The organism is Gammaproteobacteria bacterium (assembly GCA_013697705.1).
GTDB lineage: Bacteria > Pseudomonadota > Gammaproteobacteria > UBA6002 > UBA6002 > UBA6002.
This window is the reverse complement of record JACCWJ010000025.1, coordinates 172,513-189,064: the sequence shown is the minus strand read 5'-3', so window position 1 is coordinate 189,064 and position 16,552 is coordinate 172,513. Positions and strand designations below refer to the sequence as shown.

Sequence of the window (16,552 nt, the reverse complement as noted above, 5' to 3'; positions counted from 1 at the left end):
TTTCAAAGTCCTGCAGTAATCAATAATTCATCAATGGCTTCATTGGCTAACTTGTCTGCTGTTTCGTTTTCTCTATGTCCGCTGTGGCCTTTAATCCAATGCCAGGTGAGTTGATGGCGTCTTGTTTCTACATCTAACTCTTGCCATAAATCCTGGTTTTTTACAGGTTTTTTTTGACTCGTGCGCCACGCATTTTTTTTCCAATTAGCTAGCCAAATAGTTATTCCGTCTTTTACATATTTGGAGTCGGTGGTAATGGCCACTTCGCAGGAACGCGTAAGTGCCGCTAGCGCTCTAATGGCGGCCATTAACTCCATACGATTATTAGTCGTATTAAGCTCAGCTCCCTTAATATATTTTTCTTGATCTTTATAGCGAAGTATCGCGCCCCAGCCCCCAGGGCCTGGGTTGCCTCTGCAAGCGCCATCTGTAAAAATTTCTACTCTCATTACAACCCTTTGTGAGTACTCGGCTCAGGAAAACCTCTCGCTACGGGTATTTTCTTTGAAAAAATTTTCATTTTTAAAGGAGGTATTACTGCCATTCTCTTTTCTGCTACTAAAATATAAACGCTACCTAAAGAAGGAAAGCAATGCTTGCCTATTGACTCTAAAAAAGAGCCTTTTTTGAGCAAATTTTCCGTGTTAAATGGAGGTCTAAAACAAAAAGTGTTTTGGTAGTTAATGGAAAATCGATTGGTATCTAACAATGACTTTACTTGACCAATGCTACGGAATTTTCCATTGAAAGCACTATTTTTGGCGGAATTAACTAATTTAGACAAACCTAATAAACTTAATGGATTATACCCTAATAGAATGAGTTTGCCTCCTGGAATTAGAATGTTGTAAATTTCGTTTAATAATTTATCCGCTTCAGAGGCAATCTCAAGGGTATGGGGCAAAAAAAACACATCGACGCTCTCACTTTGGAAAGGAAGTTCTTTGAAGGAAGATTCTACCAAGCAAAGGTTACCGTCTGCCTCAGCGCCCTGCCCTACATAAACATGCTTCATAATTCTACTGGGGGTTTTTAAATCATAGGTTCCATCTAGCCCTAATTGCACTAAGAAATAGCCATAAAGTTGGGATGAAAGAGAGGTTAATTCATCTTGCTCACTGTCTAAAAAATATTTGTTAGGATAATTTATAACCCCCTGTGATTTTTCCAATAGCTTTATTCCTTTTCCATCCCGACATTCGCCTACGTTAAAATCTTATTTTATCCAAAAAATGCTAATATGTAATTTCTTTATTTTAGAGGGGAGCGCTATGACATCCATATTTCCTATTTTAGCGTTTAGAGATAACTACATATGGTGTCTCCAAAAAGATTTCTATTGCGCCGTGGTAGATCCCGGTGACGCTACCCCGGTTATCAAACTATTGCAGGAAAAACATCTCACATTGAGCGCCATCTTGTTAACCCATCACCATTATGATCATACTGATGGGGTCAAGGGGTTACTGGATTATGCTAACGTGCCCGTATATGGCCCCCACGCTATTGCTCAAGTAACCCGCCCTATCGTACTTGATGGCCAATTTGATATCGATGAAATAGGTCTTAACTTTACTACATTTGGATTACCCGGACATACTCTCGAGCACGTAGGCTACTATGACGCTGGAATGGTGTTTACAGGAGATACCTTATTCACTGCGGGCTGCGGCAGAATTTTTGAAGGATCCATAGAGCAGATGTATCAATCCCTGATAAAACTAAAATCTCTCCCCGAAACGACCTTAGTCTACTGTGGACATGAGTATACAGAGAATAATTTGCGTTTCGCACTTCTGGTTGAACCTGACAATGAGGAGATTAAACAGCGTTATAATGAAACGCTCCTTCTCAGAAAAAACAACACTCCCACTGTTCCTGCCTCGATTGCAATTGAAAAAAAAACCAATCCTTTTTTGCGCTGTGACCAAAAAAACGTGATAACAGCCGCTGAAAAATACGCAGGCTCCCCCCTGACTCATCCTGTAGAAGTACTCAAGGCCCTCCGTGACTGGAAAAATCATTCTTAGCTGCTTAGCCACTAGATGCGAACATCCATATTCGGCTGAATTTCAACGAAAAATCAAAAGAAAACTGCTTACATACACTAGTATGCTGCGCTTTTTCTTTTGATTTTTCGTTGAAATTCAGCGCAAATCTGAATGTTCGTGCTAGTTATAATGAATAATTTCAGTATTCTTCCTGCATTGAGAGGCACTGGGGTTTGAAGGCCGCGGGAGGAGAGAGGTGGACTTTTTTTACGTTAGGGGCTAATATCCTGCGATGGTTAAATTAATGGATCTACTCGCACCCACAGTGATTAGTTGGCTAGGACGTTCAATTTTGAGCGTAATTTAAATGATTTTTCAAAAAATAAAGCGGAGCATACATGAGTATGTGAGCAGTTTTCTTGTGAAAAATCATTTAAATTCCGCCAAGAGTGGACATCCGCTTCCAGGGGCGAGTAGCTACAAATTAATAAGAGCCAAAAAGAGCCCAGGCTGGTTATTATTCATTTCTCTTTCCTTGTTAATGCTGTGTAACAATGCACAGTCGTTTCTTAAAGCGCCTAAATGGCTCCATTTATCTCATCAAGAAGTCACCTTTTGGTCTCAGTTGAGCAAAGATTTTGGTATCGAATGTGACCAAAATAATCCCAATATTCAAAAACAAATACTCTGGTATCAACAACACCCCAAAGAGCTATGTCGCGCTTTAAAAAGTGCAGAGCCTTTTATTTATTATGTCTACGAACAGACGCATCGAAACAATTTGCCTGCTGAGCTTGCTTTGATTCCGATCTTAGAAAGTCATTACAATCCGGCTATTGGCGCAAAATCAGGGGCTGCGGGTTTATGGCAAATTATGCCAGGCACCGCCACAAAGTTTGGTCTAAAAATGAATTCCTCCTATGATGGGAGAAAAGACGTCACCGCTTCTACAAAAGCTGCTTTGACCTATTTAACCTACTTATATCACTATTTTAATAAAGACTGGCTGCTCGCTTTGGCTGCATACGACGCGGGAGAAGGCAAAATTTTGTCGGCTGCCCGGAAGCATTCTCGTATTTTTTGGGAATTACCCCTGTCCCGGGAAACCCGGGAATATGTTCCTAAGTTATTAGCAATTGCTTGTATTATTAGACAACCTGAGGAATATCAGCTTTCCTTGCCTCATGTGGCCAATCAGGCAACGGTGCAAGAAAAAACCTGGAAAGAAGCAAACGTTATCAATTTATCAGAAACTGCCCGAGATTTAGGTATTGATAATCGCACCTTACGACAACTTAATCCCGGAATCCGGCAAAATACGGCCACAGTTCCTCGTTCTCTCACTTTATTAGTGCCGCAAGGAACGTGTGCAATCTCTACCACCCCCGATGAGCAAGTAACGTGTGCAAAAATTGAAGCAACAGAACCCTTACCTTCGCCAACGATTACCTCACATAAACCTATAAAATATAAGATAAGAAAGGGTGATACTTTATTGAGTATTGCTAAAAAGTTTAATATCTCTGCCAAAGATCTTAAACAGATTAACCACTTAAAAAATGAAAAACAATTACCGGTGGGCCATAAGATTAGTGTTTCCGGTTGTAGAAAGGTCAGATAAATGTCAGCAAAAATATTAGACGGGAAGTCTGTAGCTCATCAAATTCAATCAGAGCTTGCCGCTCAGATTCAAAAAAGGATACTGCAGAAACAACGCATCCCAGGATTAGCAGTCATCATAGTGGGTGATGACCCAGCTTCCCAAATATATGTGAACAACAAACATATTGCCTGTAAAAAAGCAGGATTCCATTCACTCGCCTACGAATTACCAGAAAACGTTGGTCAAGATGAAGTGGAAGAGCTTATTAACCAGCTCAATCAGGATGAAACTATTGATGGGATCATTGTGCAAACTCCCCTTCCCAAGCATCTCAATTGTGCGCGCATTATTGACAAAATAAGTTACACCAAAGATGTGGATGGCTTTCATCCTTATAACGTCGGCAGACTTGCTATTCGCAGACCTTTATTACGTCCCTGCACGCCCTTTGGCATCATTAGACTGTTACAACACTATGCAATTGAATTAACGGGCCTCAATGCCGTCATTGTCGGCGCTTCGAACATCGTTGGCAGACCTATGGCATTAGAGCTGTTGTTAAAAAAAGCCACGGTAACGATTTGCCATCGATATACCAAAGATTTAGCGGCTAAAGTCTCCAGCGCTGATTTACTTGTCGTTGCGATTGGCAAACGGGACGTGATTTTATCTGAGTGGTTAAAACAAGGCGTGATAGTAGTGGATGTGGGTATTAATCGTCAGGATGACGGCAAAATAAAAGGTGATATTGAATTTGAAAGTGCGGCAGAGAAAGCATCATGGATTACTCCTGTACCAGGTGGAGTGGGTCCTATGACGGTGACGATGCTTTTAGAAAACACCCTTAAAGCCGCTGAATTACGCAATTAATCCGCGCTATTAGGCTCATCAGAGCTTGATTCATCTTTCTTATTGTCAGATTTCTGACTATTTAAACTTTCTTGAATTTTGGATTTGATTTTATCTATCGATTCTTGAATTTTAGCGGTATCAAGTTCACTTTGACTTTGCTGGCAAGCGGGCAGGGTCAGCACCAAGGATAAAACCAGGCATGTCAGCGTTAATTTTTTCATACCGAACCTTCAGAGTTAAAATTTGATAGAATTTTGTTACTTACAACAGCAACGGTAAAGATATCCTAAGGGATATCTTTACCGTAACACTCAAAAACGAATTATTGAGGTTTTGTTGTATCTGTAGCAGGTTTTGTAGTGTCCATGCTAGGTGTTGTGTCAGTAGTTGTTGTGTCAGGTGTTGTGGTCGTTGTTGATGGACTTGTCATTGTGTCTGCTGGAACGGTTGTTGTCGTGCTAGAAGAACTGGTAGCAGGTGTTGTGCCATCAGTTGTTGTAGCAGGTTCAATACGTTGTTCGCAAGCAGCTAAGCCAAGTGTCAATAAACCAGCAGCAGCAGCTAAAACTATCTTTTTCATTGAATGATCTCCGTAGTTGAAATTAGAATTTCCCTCTAATTAATACGAGGTTAGGGACCCCGACCTCTCATAATGTACGAAATTAGAGAAAGAACAAGTAAAATTAGAAATATATAAAATATTATCTTAGCAATACCCGAAGCTGCAACAGCAACACCGGTGAACCCAAGCACCGCAGCGATAATAGAGATGATCAGAAATAAAATTACCCATCCTAGCATAGTAAACTCCCTTTACTTTTATTAAAAAGCAACGTCTCTTAATATAGGCATGCATGATTACAATGTCAAGCCTCGCTAATCGCGTAGTGTAGTGCCCAATCCCATTGTTTTTTAAGAGTAATCATGCTCAGCTAAAGCTTCTTTTCTCCAAGTAGTCCCTTGTGGGCCATCTTCAATGATTACTTTTAACAATTGAAGTTCATTTCTCAAACGATCTGCTTCTGCCCAATTTTTGTCAGCTCTCGCGGTTTCTCTCGCTTTAATCAAGCACTCAATGTGATCAACTTCTGCACCACTAAGGCTACCTTTTAAAAAAGTTTCTGGATCATTTTGTAATAACCCTAATGAACCACCCAATCGTTTTAGAAGGGCACTCACCTGCGCTGCTTCATTAAATTTCTCTTCATCTTTTAATCGATTAATTTCTCTTGCGATATCAAAAAGAACAGCGAGAGCAACAGGAGTATTGAAATCATCTTCCATAGCAGCAATGTATTGTTGTTCAAAGCCTTTATCATCTTTCTCGCCTACTTCAGGCAAATTACGCAAGGATGAATAAAGACGTTCTAATGCATTTCGCGCATTAGTTAGATTTTGTTGTGAGTAATTAATAGGGCTGCGGTAATGACTCGCAATCATAAAGTAACGTATCACTTCTGGATGATAATTTTCTAACACCTCTCGTATAGTGAAAAAATTACCCAACGATTTAGACATTTTTTCTTTATCTATGGTGACATAACCCACATGCATCCAATAGTTTACAAACTGGCAACCATTCGCTGCTTCTGACTGGGCAATCTCATTCTGATGATGGGGAAACTGCAAATCTAGACCACCACCATGAATATCAAATTGAGGACCTAACAAATTGTTGGACATTGCAGAACATTCTATATGCCACCCTGGCCGTCCCTTTCCCCATGGAGAGTCCCATTCTGGCTCTCCTGGCTTCGCCAATTTCCACAATACAAAATCAAGCGGGTCATTTTTGGCATCAACCACATCAACCCGGATTCCTGACCGCAGTTTATCTAAATCTTGTTGCGCCATTTCACCATAACTTGAAAACTTCTTCGTTTCGAAATAGACATCCCCATTTGAGGCCTGATAGGCATATTTGTTTTCCATCAAGGTTTCAATCATGGCAATAATTTCGCTGATAAATTCTGTGGCCTTGGGTACAGATGTCGGCGCAAGTACACCAAGGGCCCGCTCATCTTCATGCATCGCTTGAATGGTGCGCGTGGTTAGCGCTTGAATAGATTCATTATTCTCTTTGGCACGCTGAATAATTTTGTCATCAATATCGGTAATATTTCTGACATAATTAACCTCATATCCTCTGAAACGCAGAAATCTAACGATCATGTCAAAAATTACAAAGATGCGACCATGACCAATATGACAGAAATCGTAAACCGTCATACCACACACATACATATTTACTTTGCCTTCTTCCAATGGCTTAAATAATTGTTTTTGTCTCGTGAGAGTATTGTAAATATGCAACATTGTGATCCCTAACCTTCTTATAAATTAAAAATTTGACCAAAACGGTTGTTTAAGAATTTCTCTAGCGCAAACTGTTCCTGCAGGATAAACCCTCTATAGTCCTCGGGGTTATCCATGACTAAATCAACGACCGCACACAGACTCGAGGCAGTGCTGATTTGAATAGCGGTCCATTTTCGCTCATGTAAGACCATGGGCTCAATTTTTTTAACATAACTTTGCTCGTAGTAGCTACCTTCTTTTTCACCGGTCACTGAAACATATAACAACATGACATCTTGATCTGTTCTCGGGAGACTTTTTTCTAAAATTCTTCTCAGTGTAGGGCGATCTTCATTCAGCTGAAGATCCTTCATCAAAAAGCGCATTTTTTCGCAGTGTCCTGGATAACGTAAGGTTTTGTAATTTAAAGTCTGTACCTTACCTTGATAGGTTTCATTTAAACTGCCCACACCACCAGAGGTATTGAATGCTTCGTAAAGTGTGCCATCCAATTCCACCAGTTCTAAATCATCAAGCGGTTGTAAGGCCACCTTTTCCCCGTTGACCAATCCATAACAGGTATTGCCATATTCATTAATGAGTCCATCGAGTGACCACGTAATCGCATACTGGAGCGCATTATGAGAACTTTTTGGCAAGCAGCCTGCCCGTAGATACGTCGCTTGAATTTTATCAAATCGGGTCATGAGATGATTAGCTACAATATTGATAAAGCCTGGAGCAATACCACATTGAGGTACAAACGCTGCGGCTTTATTGTGAGCCAAACGTCGCACTTCGGCTGCCACATTAATGTCTTCCGTCAAATCGAAATAATTAAGGTTCAATTCTGCTGCAGCGTTCGCAATAAACATGTTATGGAAATAAGGCAGGCTAGAGATGGTTATTTCAATCTCATTGTCTAGCAGATACTGCTTTAACTGTTCACTGTCTTTCACATCCAACTGATGTAAATGCAAATTTTTATAAGGAGGTAGGGACAAATGCGATAGGTTATTATCGACTAAATAAACCTCATAGCCCCCTGAATTTACTAATAGAGCGGCGATTAGTGTGCCAATGGTCCCTGCACCTGCAATGAATGTTTTATGCATTTCCTTCCCTTCTTAATTCCGAAACTACTGCTGATAGCTACAACTAAAAGAGTATATTCGTCTAGGGAACGATTGTCATCTAGGTCCTAGCATCTCAGATTTTTCTTAAATAAACTTCTTGTACTGAATGATTTTTGTCTTTATGTAAAATTAACTTTGCTCGTTCCTTATAAGGCAGGATATTTTCATTAAGATTAAGTGCATTAATCTCTATCCACACTTTCTCTGCATGATATAGCGCATCTTTGTCTGACATTGCTGTAAACTGATGCAAAAAAAGTGACGGGTCTTTTCTGGCAAGTTCTCGAAATTTCATGAAACGTTCCAGATACCATTCCTTAATCATGGATGTGTCGGCATCCACATAGATACTAAAGTCAAAATAATCTGTCGCAAAAACCTGAGTTTTTTGTTTATTGAGGCTGTCGGGGGTCTGTTGTAACAAATTCAAGCCTTCCAATATGACAATATCAGGATGATGAATTTTTTGGACTTCAGAGGTGACATCGTAGTACTGATGAGAATAGATAGGGACCTCAAGCTCTTTTTTGCCCGCCTTCAAATCGTTTAAAAAAGTGATTAATCGTCTAAGGTCATAACTTTCTGGAAATCCTTTGCGCTGCAATAAGTTCTTTTGCGCTAAAATTTCATTCGGGTATAAGAAGCCATCGGTGGTGACAATTTCCACATTCGGATGGGTATCCCACGTCGAAAGTAGGGCCTGTAATACTCTTGAAGTCGTGCTTTTACCTACTGCTACACTGCCTACAATCCCAATTATATAAGGAACCCGAGGCTCTGGATGACCCAAAAATTGTGCGGTGACCTGAAATAATTCTTGTGCTGCAGTGACATACAGGTTCAACAAACGTGAAAGCGGCAAATAGACTTCGATTACTTCATCTAAGGAAACCGACTCATATTTTCCGCGTAATTTTACAATATCCTCATTAGTCAATGTTAACGGCATATTGCCTCTGAAGTCTCGCCAGGCGAATCTATCAAAGCGCAGATAAGGAGAATAAATAATTTCCATAAATCACTTTCTTAAAAGTTTTTCTTTTTAGAGCCAAAATTCATATAATGGCCAATCGTATTTAATAGTAACCTTATACCAGCTCGGAATAATTATGTGAAAAAAATAAAACGTTTATCTGGTATATTAAGCAACTTAGGTCCGGGCATCTTATTTGCATGTGTCACAGTAGGTGGCGCGAATTTTGTCCAAGTCACGCATGCAGGGGCAGAATATGGCTTACGGCTGCTACCACTTATCCTTCTTATCTATATTTTAAAATATCCTTTTTTTGAGTTTGCCCAACGTTTCAGCGCCGCAAATAAGCAGAGCATTCTAGAGGGCTATTTCAAAATTGGACGATGGGCCCTCCTCCTCTACATTATTTTAATTACGTGTACTGCCTTTCCAACTATCGCAGCATTAACCCTGATGGATGCCAACATTCTGGCATATTTTTTAAACACCACTATTTCACCCTTAATTTTAAGCATTATGCTTCTGAGTGTTTGCGGCCTAATTCTATTGTTTGGCAGATATCCCTGGCTTGATAGGACGGTGAAAATTATTATTGCAGTCTTAGTGATTAGCGCACTGGTTACTTTTTTTATCGCGCTCCCCAAGGGCATTAAAACCCTAGGCAGCCCTCTATTTAATATTTCGTACTTTGCGGAATTTACTTTTGTTATTGCGTTAATGGGCTGGACCCCTGCCCCGATTGATGTTTCTGTCTGGCTAACGTTATGGACGAAGGCAAAAGCGCGTGAAACAAAACGATGGCCCACCCTGAAAGAGGGGTTAACCGATTTTAATATTGGGTATGCAATTTCCGCTGTTTTGGCTGTCATCTTTGTATCACTCGGGGCTTTTGTCATGTTTGCCTCGAGTCAAAGTTTTTCTAGCTCTGGTTTTCTATTCATTGAACAACTGATCACCTTATTCACCACGCATATTGGAAAATGGGGCGAACCTTTCATTGCAATTATTATATTTTCAGTGCTTTTTAGTGCCACCTTGGCGTGCCTTGACGCCTACCCTCGTGCTTTTACCAATGCTTTGACTCTCTTAATACCAAAACAAAAGCAACATAGTGACCTTATCTACTGGATAGGATTATTGATATTAATATTGATAAGTACCTTACTTTCAGGCTATTTTCTCAAGAGCATGAAAAAATTGATCGATATTGCCACTATCTTCGCATTTCTAACAGCGCCTATCTTTGGGTTTCTGAACTATAGGGTTGCGACCTGTGCAGATATGATGCCAAAAGAAGCTGTACCACCCAGGGCGCTTGTTTTGTTGAGCAAAATTGGGTTGATCTTTCTAATTGCCATTAGCAATTTGTATGTGCTGTTACTCTTTTTTCCGCTGTATAATTAAGTACGTTAATAATGTAAAAAAAAGAATTATAATGATAAAAAAATTTTTACTAATAACCTTTTTGATTTTCTATACAACCATCGCATCCACTCAGGTAAAACAAAATTTCCATGGAGTAGGCGGTGATATTCTCGCTGATATTATTGTGAGAACAAAAAGTGGCCCCGATGAGGTTCAAAATTCTTTGACCCCGCAACAGGCGCAATTATATTTAGAACAGACCACCATCGAGATAAAAAATTCTTTGGCTGCCTACGGTTATTTCAAACCGGATGTGAAAACCACCCTTAATCATGCGAAAAATAACTGGGTCATAAACTTTTATATCAAACCCGGGGAATTACTGCGGATCACAAAGCTCGATTTGCAGGTCAGCGGTGAAGGTCTATCGGATGAAGCATTTCAGTTGTATTTACAAAATTTTCCACTGAAACAAGGAGATGTGGTTCGCTCAAAAGTTTATCATGAGGCTAAATCAGGATTAGTTGATCTTGCTGCACAACGCGGCTATTTTGCAGCAAAAATTGAGCAGAGCACTATCTTTATTGATTTACAAAAGTATGAAGCGACGATCAGCATCCGTTTTGATACAGGGCCACGTTATTATTTTGGCGAGATACACTTTTTGCCTTCACCCTATTCGCGGCGATTTTTGCAAAGATTCGTACCCTTTAAAAAAGAGGCGCCCTATTCCAATAAAAAAATTGTAAAGCTGCAAGAAAACTTAGGCAATTCTAATTTTTTTCAGCAAGTCATAGTGACTCCTCGTCCGGAACAAGCTGAGAACTTAAACGTACCCATTGAGGTTGAAGTAATCCCTCGCAAAAAGGTGCAATATAGCTTAGGTCTAGGATTTGGTACGGATACTGGACCAAGAGGCATCGCAGAGCTGCAGGTGCGTCGTCTAAATCCAAGCGGCCATCATTTTGAGGCACTTATACAGCCTTCTCAAAAGATGAATCACTGCGAGGCAAGCTATGTCATCCCAGGGTATAATCCTGTCACTGATTTATATAAACTAAGCGCAGCTGCAGAAGAACAGCACTTAGATACCAGCGGTAAGAGTCGCAATGAAAAAATTGAAGCCAGCTATATTCGAACATTTTTTGGTTGGCAGCAAACTCTTTCGCTCGGCTTACGTGACGAGCATTCCGTTCCCACTGACGGGCGCCCAATCATTAATTCTACCATGCTGTTACCCAATCTTAATTGGTCACGAATCAAAAGTGATGACCCGTTAAATCCGAATAGAGGCTATCAAATTAATTTTAATTTGCGAGGTGCAACTAAGTCATTAATATCAAACACAGATTTCATTCAAGGATTAGTACAAGCTAAAGCATTGGTACCTCTTTCGTCAGTAACTCGGCTCGTCGCTAGAGGACAATTGGGCTACACGTTTATTTCAGATATCGATCAGTTGCCCATTTCATTACAATTTTATACCGGGGGGTCGCAAACTGTGCGCGGATATCAATTCCAAGAAATCGGCCCCGGTAGAACATTGCTCGTGGGATCAGTTGAACTGCAACAAAAAATTAAAGGCAACCTCTACGCGGCTCTATTTATGGATGCTGGCAATGTGAGTAATGGGCTAACCAATAATTTAATGAAGAGCGTGGGAGTCGGGGTCCTGTGGCGTTCACCGATAGGTGCAATAGAAATAACGCTCGCCCAAGCGTTAGATAAACCGGGGCAACCTCGCTTATTACAATTCAGCATGGGACCAGAACTTTGAATATAAAAAAAATAGTTACCAACACAGTAGTCACCCTTGCTTTGTTATTTGTAGGCATGACAGGTAACTTTCTTCTCTATTCGGATGCGGGAACACAAGTTGTCTTTAAAATAATTGCCAGAAAAACGCCTGGCCTGAGTTATGAAAAAATTTCTGGCAAGCTTTTAGGTAGACTTGAAATTTTAAAGCTTAAATATCACTCCGACACCCTAGATCTAGATATTGACAAGTTGACCTCTCAAAATACGTTCAATATTTTTTGGCTAAAATTAGTAATGAAAGAATTAACCGCTGAAAATGTTATTATCAATGCGCATTTACTCAATATAAAACAAAAAAAATCCTCCCATGATAGTTTCCCTTTACCCTTTGGAATTCAAGCCAATACAATCACCCTCAAAAATCTACAAGTAAAGCACGGCGAGGATTTCACACTCCAACTACCGCCCTTAGTGGGCTCAGCAAATCTCAGCGCGAAAAATTTAGACGTGCTCATTTATAAAGAAAATGATGAGAGCTTCTTTATAAAACTTAATCAAAACAAAAATAATATGTATTTTGATATGCACACTTCTATCAATAAAACAGACTGTAAAATACATTTCTATGGTAACAAAAAACGATATGCCCTCAATTCAGAAGTTTATGATAACCATCAAGGCAAACTATTTGTAAATGGTAGTGGCGAAGGAAATAACCACAATTTGCAAATTGTTTCTGACAATCTTCATCTAAACGATTTTTGGCATAGCAAGTGGTCGCAGATTATTAGTTTTAATTTGAATGCTCAACATCACAAAAAAGATACTATTATCAAGCTGGATAAGCTACAAGGCGTGGTGCATGATCAGCCAATCGAAGGACACGGGGAAGTTATTTTAAATAAGCGTTTAGTGTCAGAAATAAATTTAAATATTCTTTCTAAAAACTCAACCTTACAAATCCAGCAAGATAAAAATTTACCCGAGCGAATCAACTGGAAGTTGCATGTTGCCACTATAGATCATTATTTTCCTAGCGCTAAAGGTGAGTTATTAGCGATCGGAAATGTTAGCAGTATTAACACAAAGCCTACCCTTGATTCTGAGTTTACATTAAACAACTTTGTGTTTAAGCAGTACAAAATCACCCGTCTTCTCTTGCAAGCTACCGGTGAATTAAAACATCATGACATTAAGATTAAGGTAAATACTAAAGATCAAAATGGCGCGATTCATATCATAGGTAGTTATGCTTCAGAGACATGGAAAGGCATCATTAATCAATTTGAGTTAAACAATAATAATCAGCGTTGGCTTTTAGCAAAAAAAGCTGCTGTAGTCGTTAATAAACATTCTTTAACCCTAAGCCCATTTGCATTAATAAGCAGCCAAGGTCACATCATGCTGCATGGCACTTATTTAGTTGGCAAAAGCCTACAAGGTAAAATGGAGATACGAAATTTCGATCTGAGTTTAATTAACTTTCTTTTTCCTGAATCGCTACGCATCAACGGTAAAATTAATGTGGCAGCCGCAGCTGACTTTAAGAAAAAGGCTAGGCTTAATGTTGCGGCACAACTGAGCCCCGGCCTATTGCATTATCAGCTTCATGATCCAGAAACATTCCCTTACACGGGAGGAAAAATTAACGTTCTTATGGATGGAGACAATTTAAAGTCTAACCTTTCAATCCTTTTTCCAGACGGCCAAGTTAAATCTACTCTTGAATTACCGAATTTTAAATTGGGTGCAACACAAACCCATCAAAAAATCGCAGGCAACGTATCCTTTAATTTAAATCAGCCTCGCATTCTGGAAACTCTTATCCCTACAATTAAAAATCTGTCGGGGAAAATAATGGGTAACTATGCGTTTAGCGGCACACTTAGCAACCCTAACATTGCCGGTGAATTAAATTTCAGTCAAGGAAGCTTTCAGATTCCAAAAATAAACTTGCAGATAACTAATGTAAATATTCGCGCCAAAAGCACTAATAATCTAATTCTTTATAGTGGCAGCCTTACTTCAGGAAAGGGAATTTTAAACCTGAATGGACAAACAAAAATTGAACAAGGTGCCTTCCCGTTGGAGCTTGATCTGCAAGGCACCAATGTTTTAATTTGTAATCAGCCCGAAATAAAGATTTTTGCTACCCCGAATATGCATCTAGCTTTAGCCGATAAAACGTTAAAACTCTCGGGAAATATTGTAATTCCAGAAGCTAATATCCATCCTCACGATTTTGGCAATACTGAAACTGCTTCGGATGACATAGTCTTTATCCAAGAAGATGGTAAAAAGGTTGAAAATAGTAGTTTTCGAATGATGAGCTCCATTCATTTATCGTTGGGTAACAAAATTTATTTGAACTCTCGTGGCATTAAAGGGCAAGTACGCGGCCAAATGCAAATCGAAGATGACCCTACCAAGGCTACCGTGGCGAACGGCGAATTATGGCTGCAAGATGGGAATTATTCCATTTATGGTAAAACATTACAGATTAATGATGGCAGACTTCTGTTTACAGGAGGCCCTATTAGCAATCCCGGGTTGAATATCAAGGCTACTCGATCACTACAAGCGAAAAGTAATTCATTATTTGCCAGTGAAGAAACCATTAAAGTGGGCGTGCAAGTGACAGGCACGCTCCACGAACCAAAAATAAATCTTTATTCTGAGCCGGCGGGTAAAAGTTCAGCTGATATTCTTTCCTATTTAGTTTTAGGAATGCCGCTGAACTCCCTTAATCAATCAGTTAATAAATCTAATACGCAATTACTGTTACAAGCCGCTGATGCCTTAAATTTTAGCGGGAATAATAAATTACTAAACATAAAAGACCAACTTAAAAAAGGATTGGGGCTTGCTGAATTGGATATTGGTACCCAGTCAGAAATTGATCCTCGCACCCAAGAAACCACTCAACACACGGCATTTGTACTAGGGAAATATCTATCGCCTAAATTCTACGTTAATTACAGCTTAGATTTGTTCGACCATACCAATACACTTAAAGTACGTTATCTATTAAATAAATTTTGGACCGTGCAAAGCGTTGCAAATACTAACGGTAGTGGCGTGGACATTTTGTATTCCGTAGAGAAATAATTCCATTGTTGAGTAGGAAAAAAATTATTCGATTATCAGCACATCCCATATGTTAGTTGTTAAATTTTAGTAGTATACTCATTTTTTTTAAAAACCCTGGAGTTCACAATATGATCGTTTTAAGTGAGATCGAAAAAATAAAGCTAAGTGCAGAACAGGTAAAAAAAATCAAAACTACCTTAGATAGTTTATTAACACAGCTTGATGCGGCTTTACCCCAAACCAACCTTTTTCTTTATATCAGCTCGATTCTTGACAATGAGCTGGTTTTTTTTGATAACACTCCCCGTAATACAGCTCCCCTCCTTAACGGATTGAGGCACCTGCTTAGGCACCCACAAACGATGCTAGTTACTGTTCTCAAAATTCCAAAGGAACAAATCCACGCCAAACTAACTGCAGAAACAAAAAAGGTGATGATTGATCATATTACTGAATATCATAATGGTTCAAAACAATTTTTCAGACAGGATCTTGGCAACACCTTGACCCTTGTAGATGATCTTGCACAAAGCAATATTGAACTAATTAATGAAAACAACGCTCTTCAGCAAATGTTAGAGAGGGCTAGCACAGAAAAAAGCGTCCTATTAAATACCATCGAAGTTTTAAAAAATCAAATTGTTAAACACCAGAGAAGTAGCAATACTCTTAAAAGAGAATGCCAAGAATTGAGGCAGAAAATTGTTACATCTATCAACGGCTCGGAGGATGTAAATAACAGCCACAAACGCATCTTCATCCAAATCAATGACGCCAGCAATAACAACAGTAATAATACTTCTACGAGAGCCTCCACTCAATATCCTATCGGGCAAGATAGTGCCGGTCAAAGACCTCCCAAGCGTCAAAACGTTTTTGATTCTTCCGGTCAAGCGCCAGCTATGCCTAGTCAGTCGCAACCAACCTTCTTTAATAATCCTCAGTCTAAAGCTGTTTCAAATAATTATGATCTCGACAGTATCCGAAAAGAATTTAAGAATTATTTATCTTCTTGGACATCCCGTGCAAGTTTGCCGAAGATGAGAGGCTACCCCGCGAGCTTTATTAAAGATTTGCTTGGTGTAATAGGGCACACTGCCAGTAATGTAGAAAAACTTGATGCCAATGATTTTATGCAAAAAGTATCCACAATTTCACAAAAGATCAGTGAGGAAAGTTTTAGTTATGTTGATAAGCAAGCTCATGGTAGGGATCTAGAGTTTATTAAACAATTCCTAGACATCGAGAACCTCAGATTTGCAATGAGTAGAATCCAAGAAATGCTTACTGATTTTCTAGCCTCTCAACAGAACACTGTGACAAATAATTAAAATTACGTATGGGCTTTGTTGTAGCAGCATAGCCCTCCTTTACATCGGCAAGATTAGGCTAAACATAATACTAGCCAATGTGTCTTTATAATGATCATTTATCTCATGGGGTAACCATTCCGGTCTGGAGTTCACTACAAGTTGAAGAACGACGA

15 protein-coding genes are annotated in these 16,552 nt (G+C 39.4%); 7 read left to right on the top strand and 8 right to left on the bottom strand.

All coding sequences use genetic code 11. The features are described 5' to 3' along the window. Window positions 1-2: 2 nt before the first annotated feature. On the bottom strand, window positions 3-449 hold the full coding sequence (gene rnhA, locus H0U71_06180) for a ribonuclease HI (protein ID MBA2654635.1): 447 nt from the start codon (window positions 447-449) through the stop codon (window positions 3-5). Next, on the bottom strand, window positions 449-1,171 hold the full coding sequence (locus H0U71_06175; GenBank protein ID MBA2654634.1) for a methyltransferase domain-containing protein: 723 nt from the start codon (window positions 1,169-1,171) through the stop codon (window positions 449-451). Before H0U71_06175 ends, rnhA begins: the two co-directional genes overlap by 1 nt. A gap of 100 nt (window positions 1,172-1,271) precedes the next feature. Between H0U71_06175 and gloB the strand changes: the two genes are divergently transcribed. The 3 genes from gloB to folD all read left to right on the top strand — a co-directional run bounded on the left by gloB (window position 1,272) and on the right by folD (window position 4,464). Then, the gene (gene gloB / locus H0U71_06170) at window positions 1,272-2,030 is read left to right on the top strand and encodes a hydroxyacylglutathione hydrolase (protein MBA2654633.1); all 759 of its coding nucleotides are present in this window, start codon (window positions 1,272-1,274) and stop codon (window positions 2,028-2,030) included. A 382-nt stretch (window positions 2,031-2,412) separates the two neighbouring features. Further along, window positions 2,413-3,612 (top strand): transglycosylase SLT domain-containing protein, encoded by a 1,200-nt coding sequence (locus tag H0U71_06165; GenBank protein ID MBA2654632.1) that lies wholly within the window; start codon window positions 2,413-2,415, stop codon window positions 3,610-3,612. After that, window positions 3,613-4,464 carry a bifunctional methylenetetrahydrofolate dehydrogenase/methenyltetrahydrofolate cyclohydrolase FolD gene (gene folD, locus H0U71_06160; protein MBA2654631.1) on the top strand — a complete coding sequence of 284 codons (852 nt, stop codon included), beginning with the start codon at window positions 3,613-3,615 and terminating at the stop codon, window positions 4,462-4,464. On the opposite strand, the gene H0U71_06155 is transcribed toward folD, so the two are convergent. The 6 genes from H0U71_06155 to H0U71_06130 all read right to left on the bottom strand — a co-directional run bounded on the left by H0U71_06155 (window position 4,461) and on the right by H0U71_06130 (window position 8,895). After that, on the bottom strand, window positions 4,461-4,667 hold the full coding sequence (locus H0U71_06155) for a hypothetical protein (protein ID MBA2654630.1): 207 nt from the start codon (window positions 4,665-4,667) through the stop codon (window positions 4,461-4,463). The two genes, folD and H0U71_06155, sit on opposite strands and share 4 nt — an antisense overlap. A 101-nt stretch (window positions 4,668-4,768) precedes the next feature. After that, window positions 4,769-5,026: a hypothetical protein gene (locus tag H0U71_06150; GenBank protein ID MBA2654629.1), complete on the bottom strand. Its 258-nt coding sequence runs from the start codon at window positions 5,024-5,026 to the stop codon at window positions 4,769-4,771. A gap of 50 nt (window positions 5,027-5,076) precedes the next feature. Then, entirely contained in the window at window positions 5,077-5,247 is a 171-nt protein-coding gene (locus H0U71_06145) for a DUF1328 domain-containing protein (protein ID MBA2654628.1), read from the bottom strand. Between the two features lie 111 nt (window positions 5,248-5,358). After that, complete coding sequence (locus H0U71_06140) at window positions 5,359-6,762, bottom strand: cysteine--tRNA ligase (GenBank protein MBA2654627.1); 1,404 nt, start codon at window positions 6,760-6,762, stop codon at window positions 5,359-5,361. 17 nt (window positions 6,763-6,779) lie between these two features. Further along, a complete protein-coding gene (locus H0U71_06135; protein ID MBA2654626.1) occupies window positions 6,780-7,859 on the bottom strand; it encodes a saccharopine dehydrogenase NADP-binding domain-containing protein in 1,080 nt (359 codons plus the stop codon). A 94-nt stretch (window positions 7,860-7,953) separates the two neighbouring features. Beyond that, window positions 7,954-8,895: a type I pantothenate kinase gene (locus tag H0U71_06130; GenBank protein ID MBA2654625.1), complete on the bottom strand. Its 942-nt coding sequence runs from the start codon at window positions 8,893-8,895 to the stop codon at window positions 7,954-7,956. A gap of 96 nt (window positions 8,896-8,991) precedes the next feature. On the opposite strand from H0U71_06130, the gene H0U71_06125 reads away from it, so the two are divergent. From H0U71_06125 to H0U71_06110, 4 genes are all read left to right on the top strand, one after another. Then, the gene (locus H0U71_06125) at window positions 8,992-10,257 is read left to right on the top strand and encodes a divalent metal cation transporter (GenBank protein MBA2654624.1); all 1,266 of its coding nucleotides are present in this window, start codon (window positions 8,992-8,994) and stop codon (window positions 10,255-10,257) included. Between the two features lie 31 nt (window positions 10,258-10,288). Further along, window positions 10,289-11,995: an outer membrane protein assembly factor gene (locus H0U71_06120; protein ID MBA2654623.1), complete on the top strand. Its 1,707-nt coding sequence runs from the start codon at window positions 10,289-10,291 to the stop codon at window positions 11,993-11,995. Beyond that, the gene (locus H0U71_06115; GenBank protein MBA2654622.1) at window positions 11,992-15,084 is read left to right on the top strand and encodes a translocation/assembly module TamB domain-containing protein; all 3,093 of its coding nucleotides are present in this window, start codon (window positions 11,992-11,994) and stop codon (window positions 15,082-15,084) included. The genes H0U71_06120 and H0U71_06115 overlap by 4 nt, the downstream gene beginning before the upstream one ends. 110 nt (window positions 15,085-15,194) lie before the next feature. Then, window positions 15,195-16,397 (top strand): hypothetical protein, encoded by a 1,203-nt coding sequence (locus tag H0U71_06110; GenBank protein MBA2654621.1) that lies wholly within the window; start codon window positions 15,195-15,197, stop codon window positions 16,395-16,397. Window positions 16,398-16,552 lie beyond the last annotated feature (155 nt).

Excerpts from the sequence above, each read along its gene's own strand:
- H0U71_06110 (MBA2654621.1), top strand. The coding sequence starts at position 15,195 with ATGATCGTTTTAAGTGAGATCGAAAAAATAAAGCTAAGTGCAGAACAG.
- folD (MBA2654631.1), top strand. The coding sequence starts at position 3,613 with ATGTCAGCAAAAATATTAGACGGGAAGTCTGTAGCTCATCAAATTCAA.
- H0U71_06130 (MBA2654625.1), bottom strand. The coding sequence starts at position 8,895 with ATGGAAATTATTTATTCTCCTTATCTGCGCTTTGATAGATTCGCCTGG.
- H0U71_06135 (MBA2654626.1), bottom strand. The coding sequence starts at position 7,859 with ATGCATAAAACATTCATTGCAGGTGCAGGGACCATTGGCACACTAATC.
- H0U71_06150 (MBA2654629.1), bottom strand. The coding sequence starts at position 5,026 with ATGAAAAAGATAGTTTTAGCTGCTGCTGCTGGTTTATTGACACTTGGC.
- gloB (MBA2654633.1), top strand. The coding sequence starts at position 1,272 with ATGACATCCATATTTCCTATTTTAGCGTTTAGAGATAACTACATATGG.
- rnhA (MBA2654635.1), bottom strand. The coding sequence starts at position 449 with ATGAGAGTAGAAATTTTTACAGATGGCGCTTGCAGAGGCAACCCAGGC.
- H0U71_06145 (MBA2654628.1), bottom strand. The coding sequence starts at position 5,247 with ATGCTAGGATGGGTAATTTTATTTCTGATCATCTCTATTATCGCTGCG.
- H0U71_06140 (MBA2654627.1), bottom strand. The coding sequence starts at position 6,762 with ATGTTGCATATTTACAATACTCTCACGAGACAAAAACAATTATTTAAG.
- H0U71_06155 (MBA2654630.1), bottom strand. The coding sequence starts at position 4,667 with ATGAAAAAATTAACGCTGACATGCCTGGTTTTATCCTTGGTGCTGACC.
- H0U71_06120 (MBA2654623.1), top strand. The coding sequence starts at position 10,289 with ATGATAAAAAAATTTTTACTAATAACCTTTTTGATTTTCTATACAACC.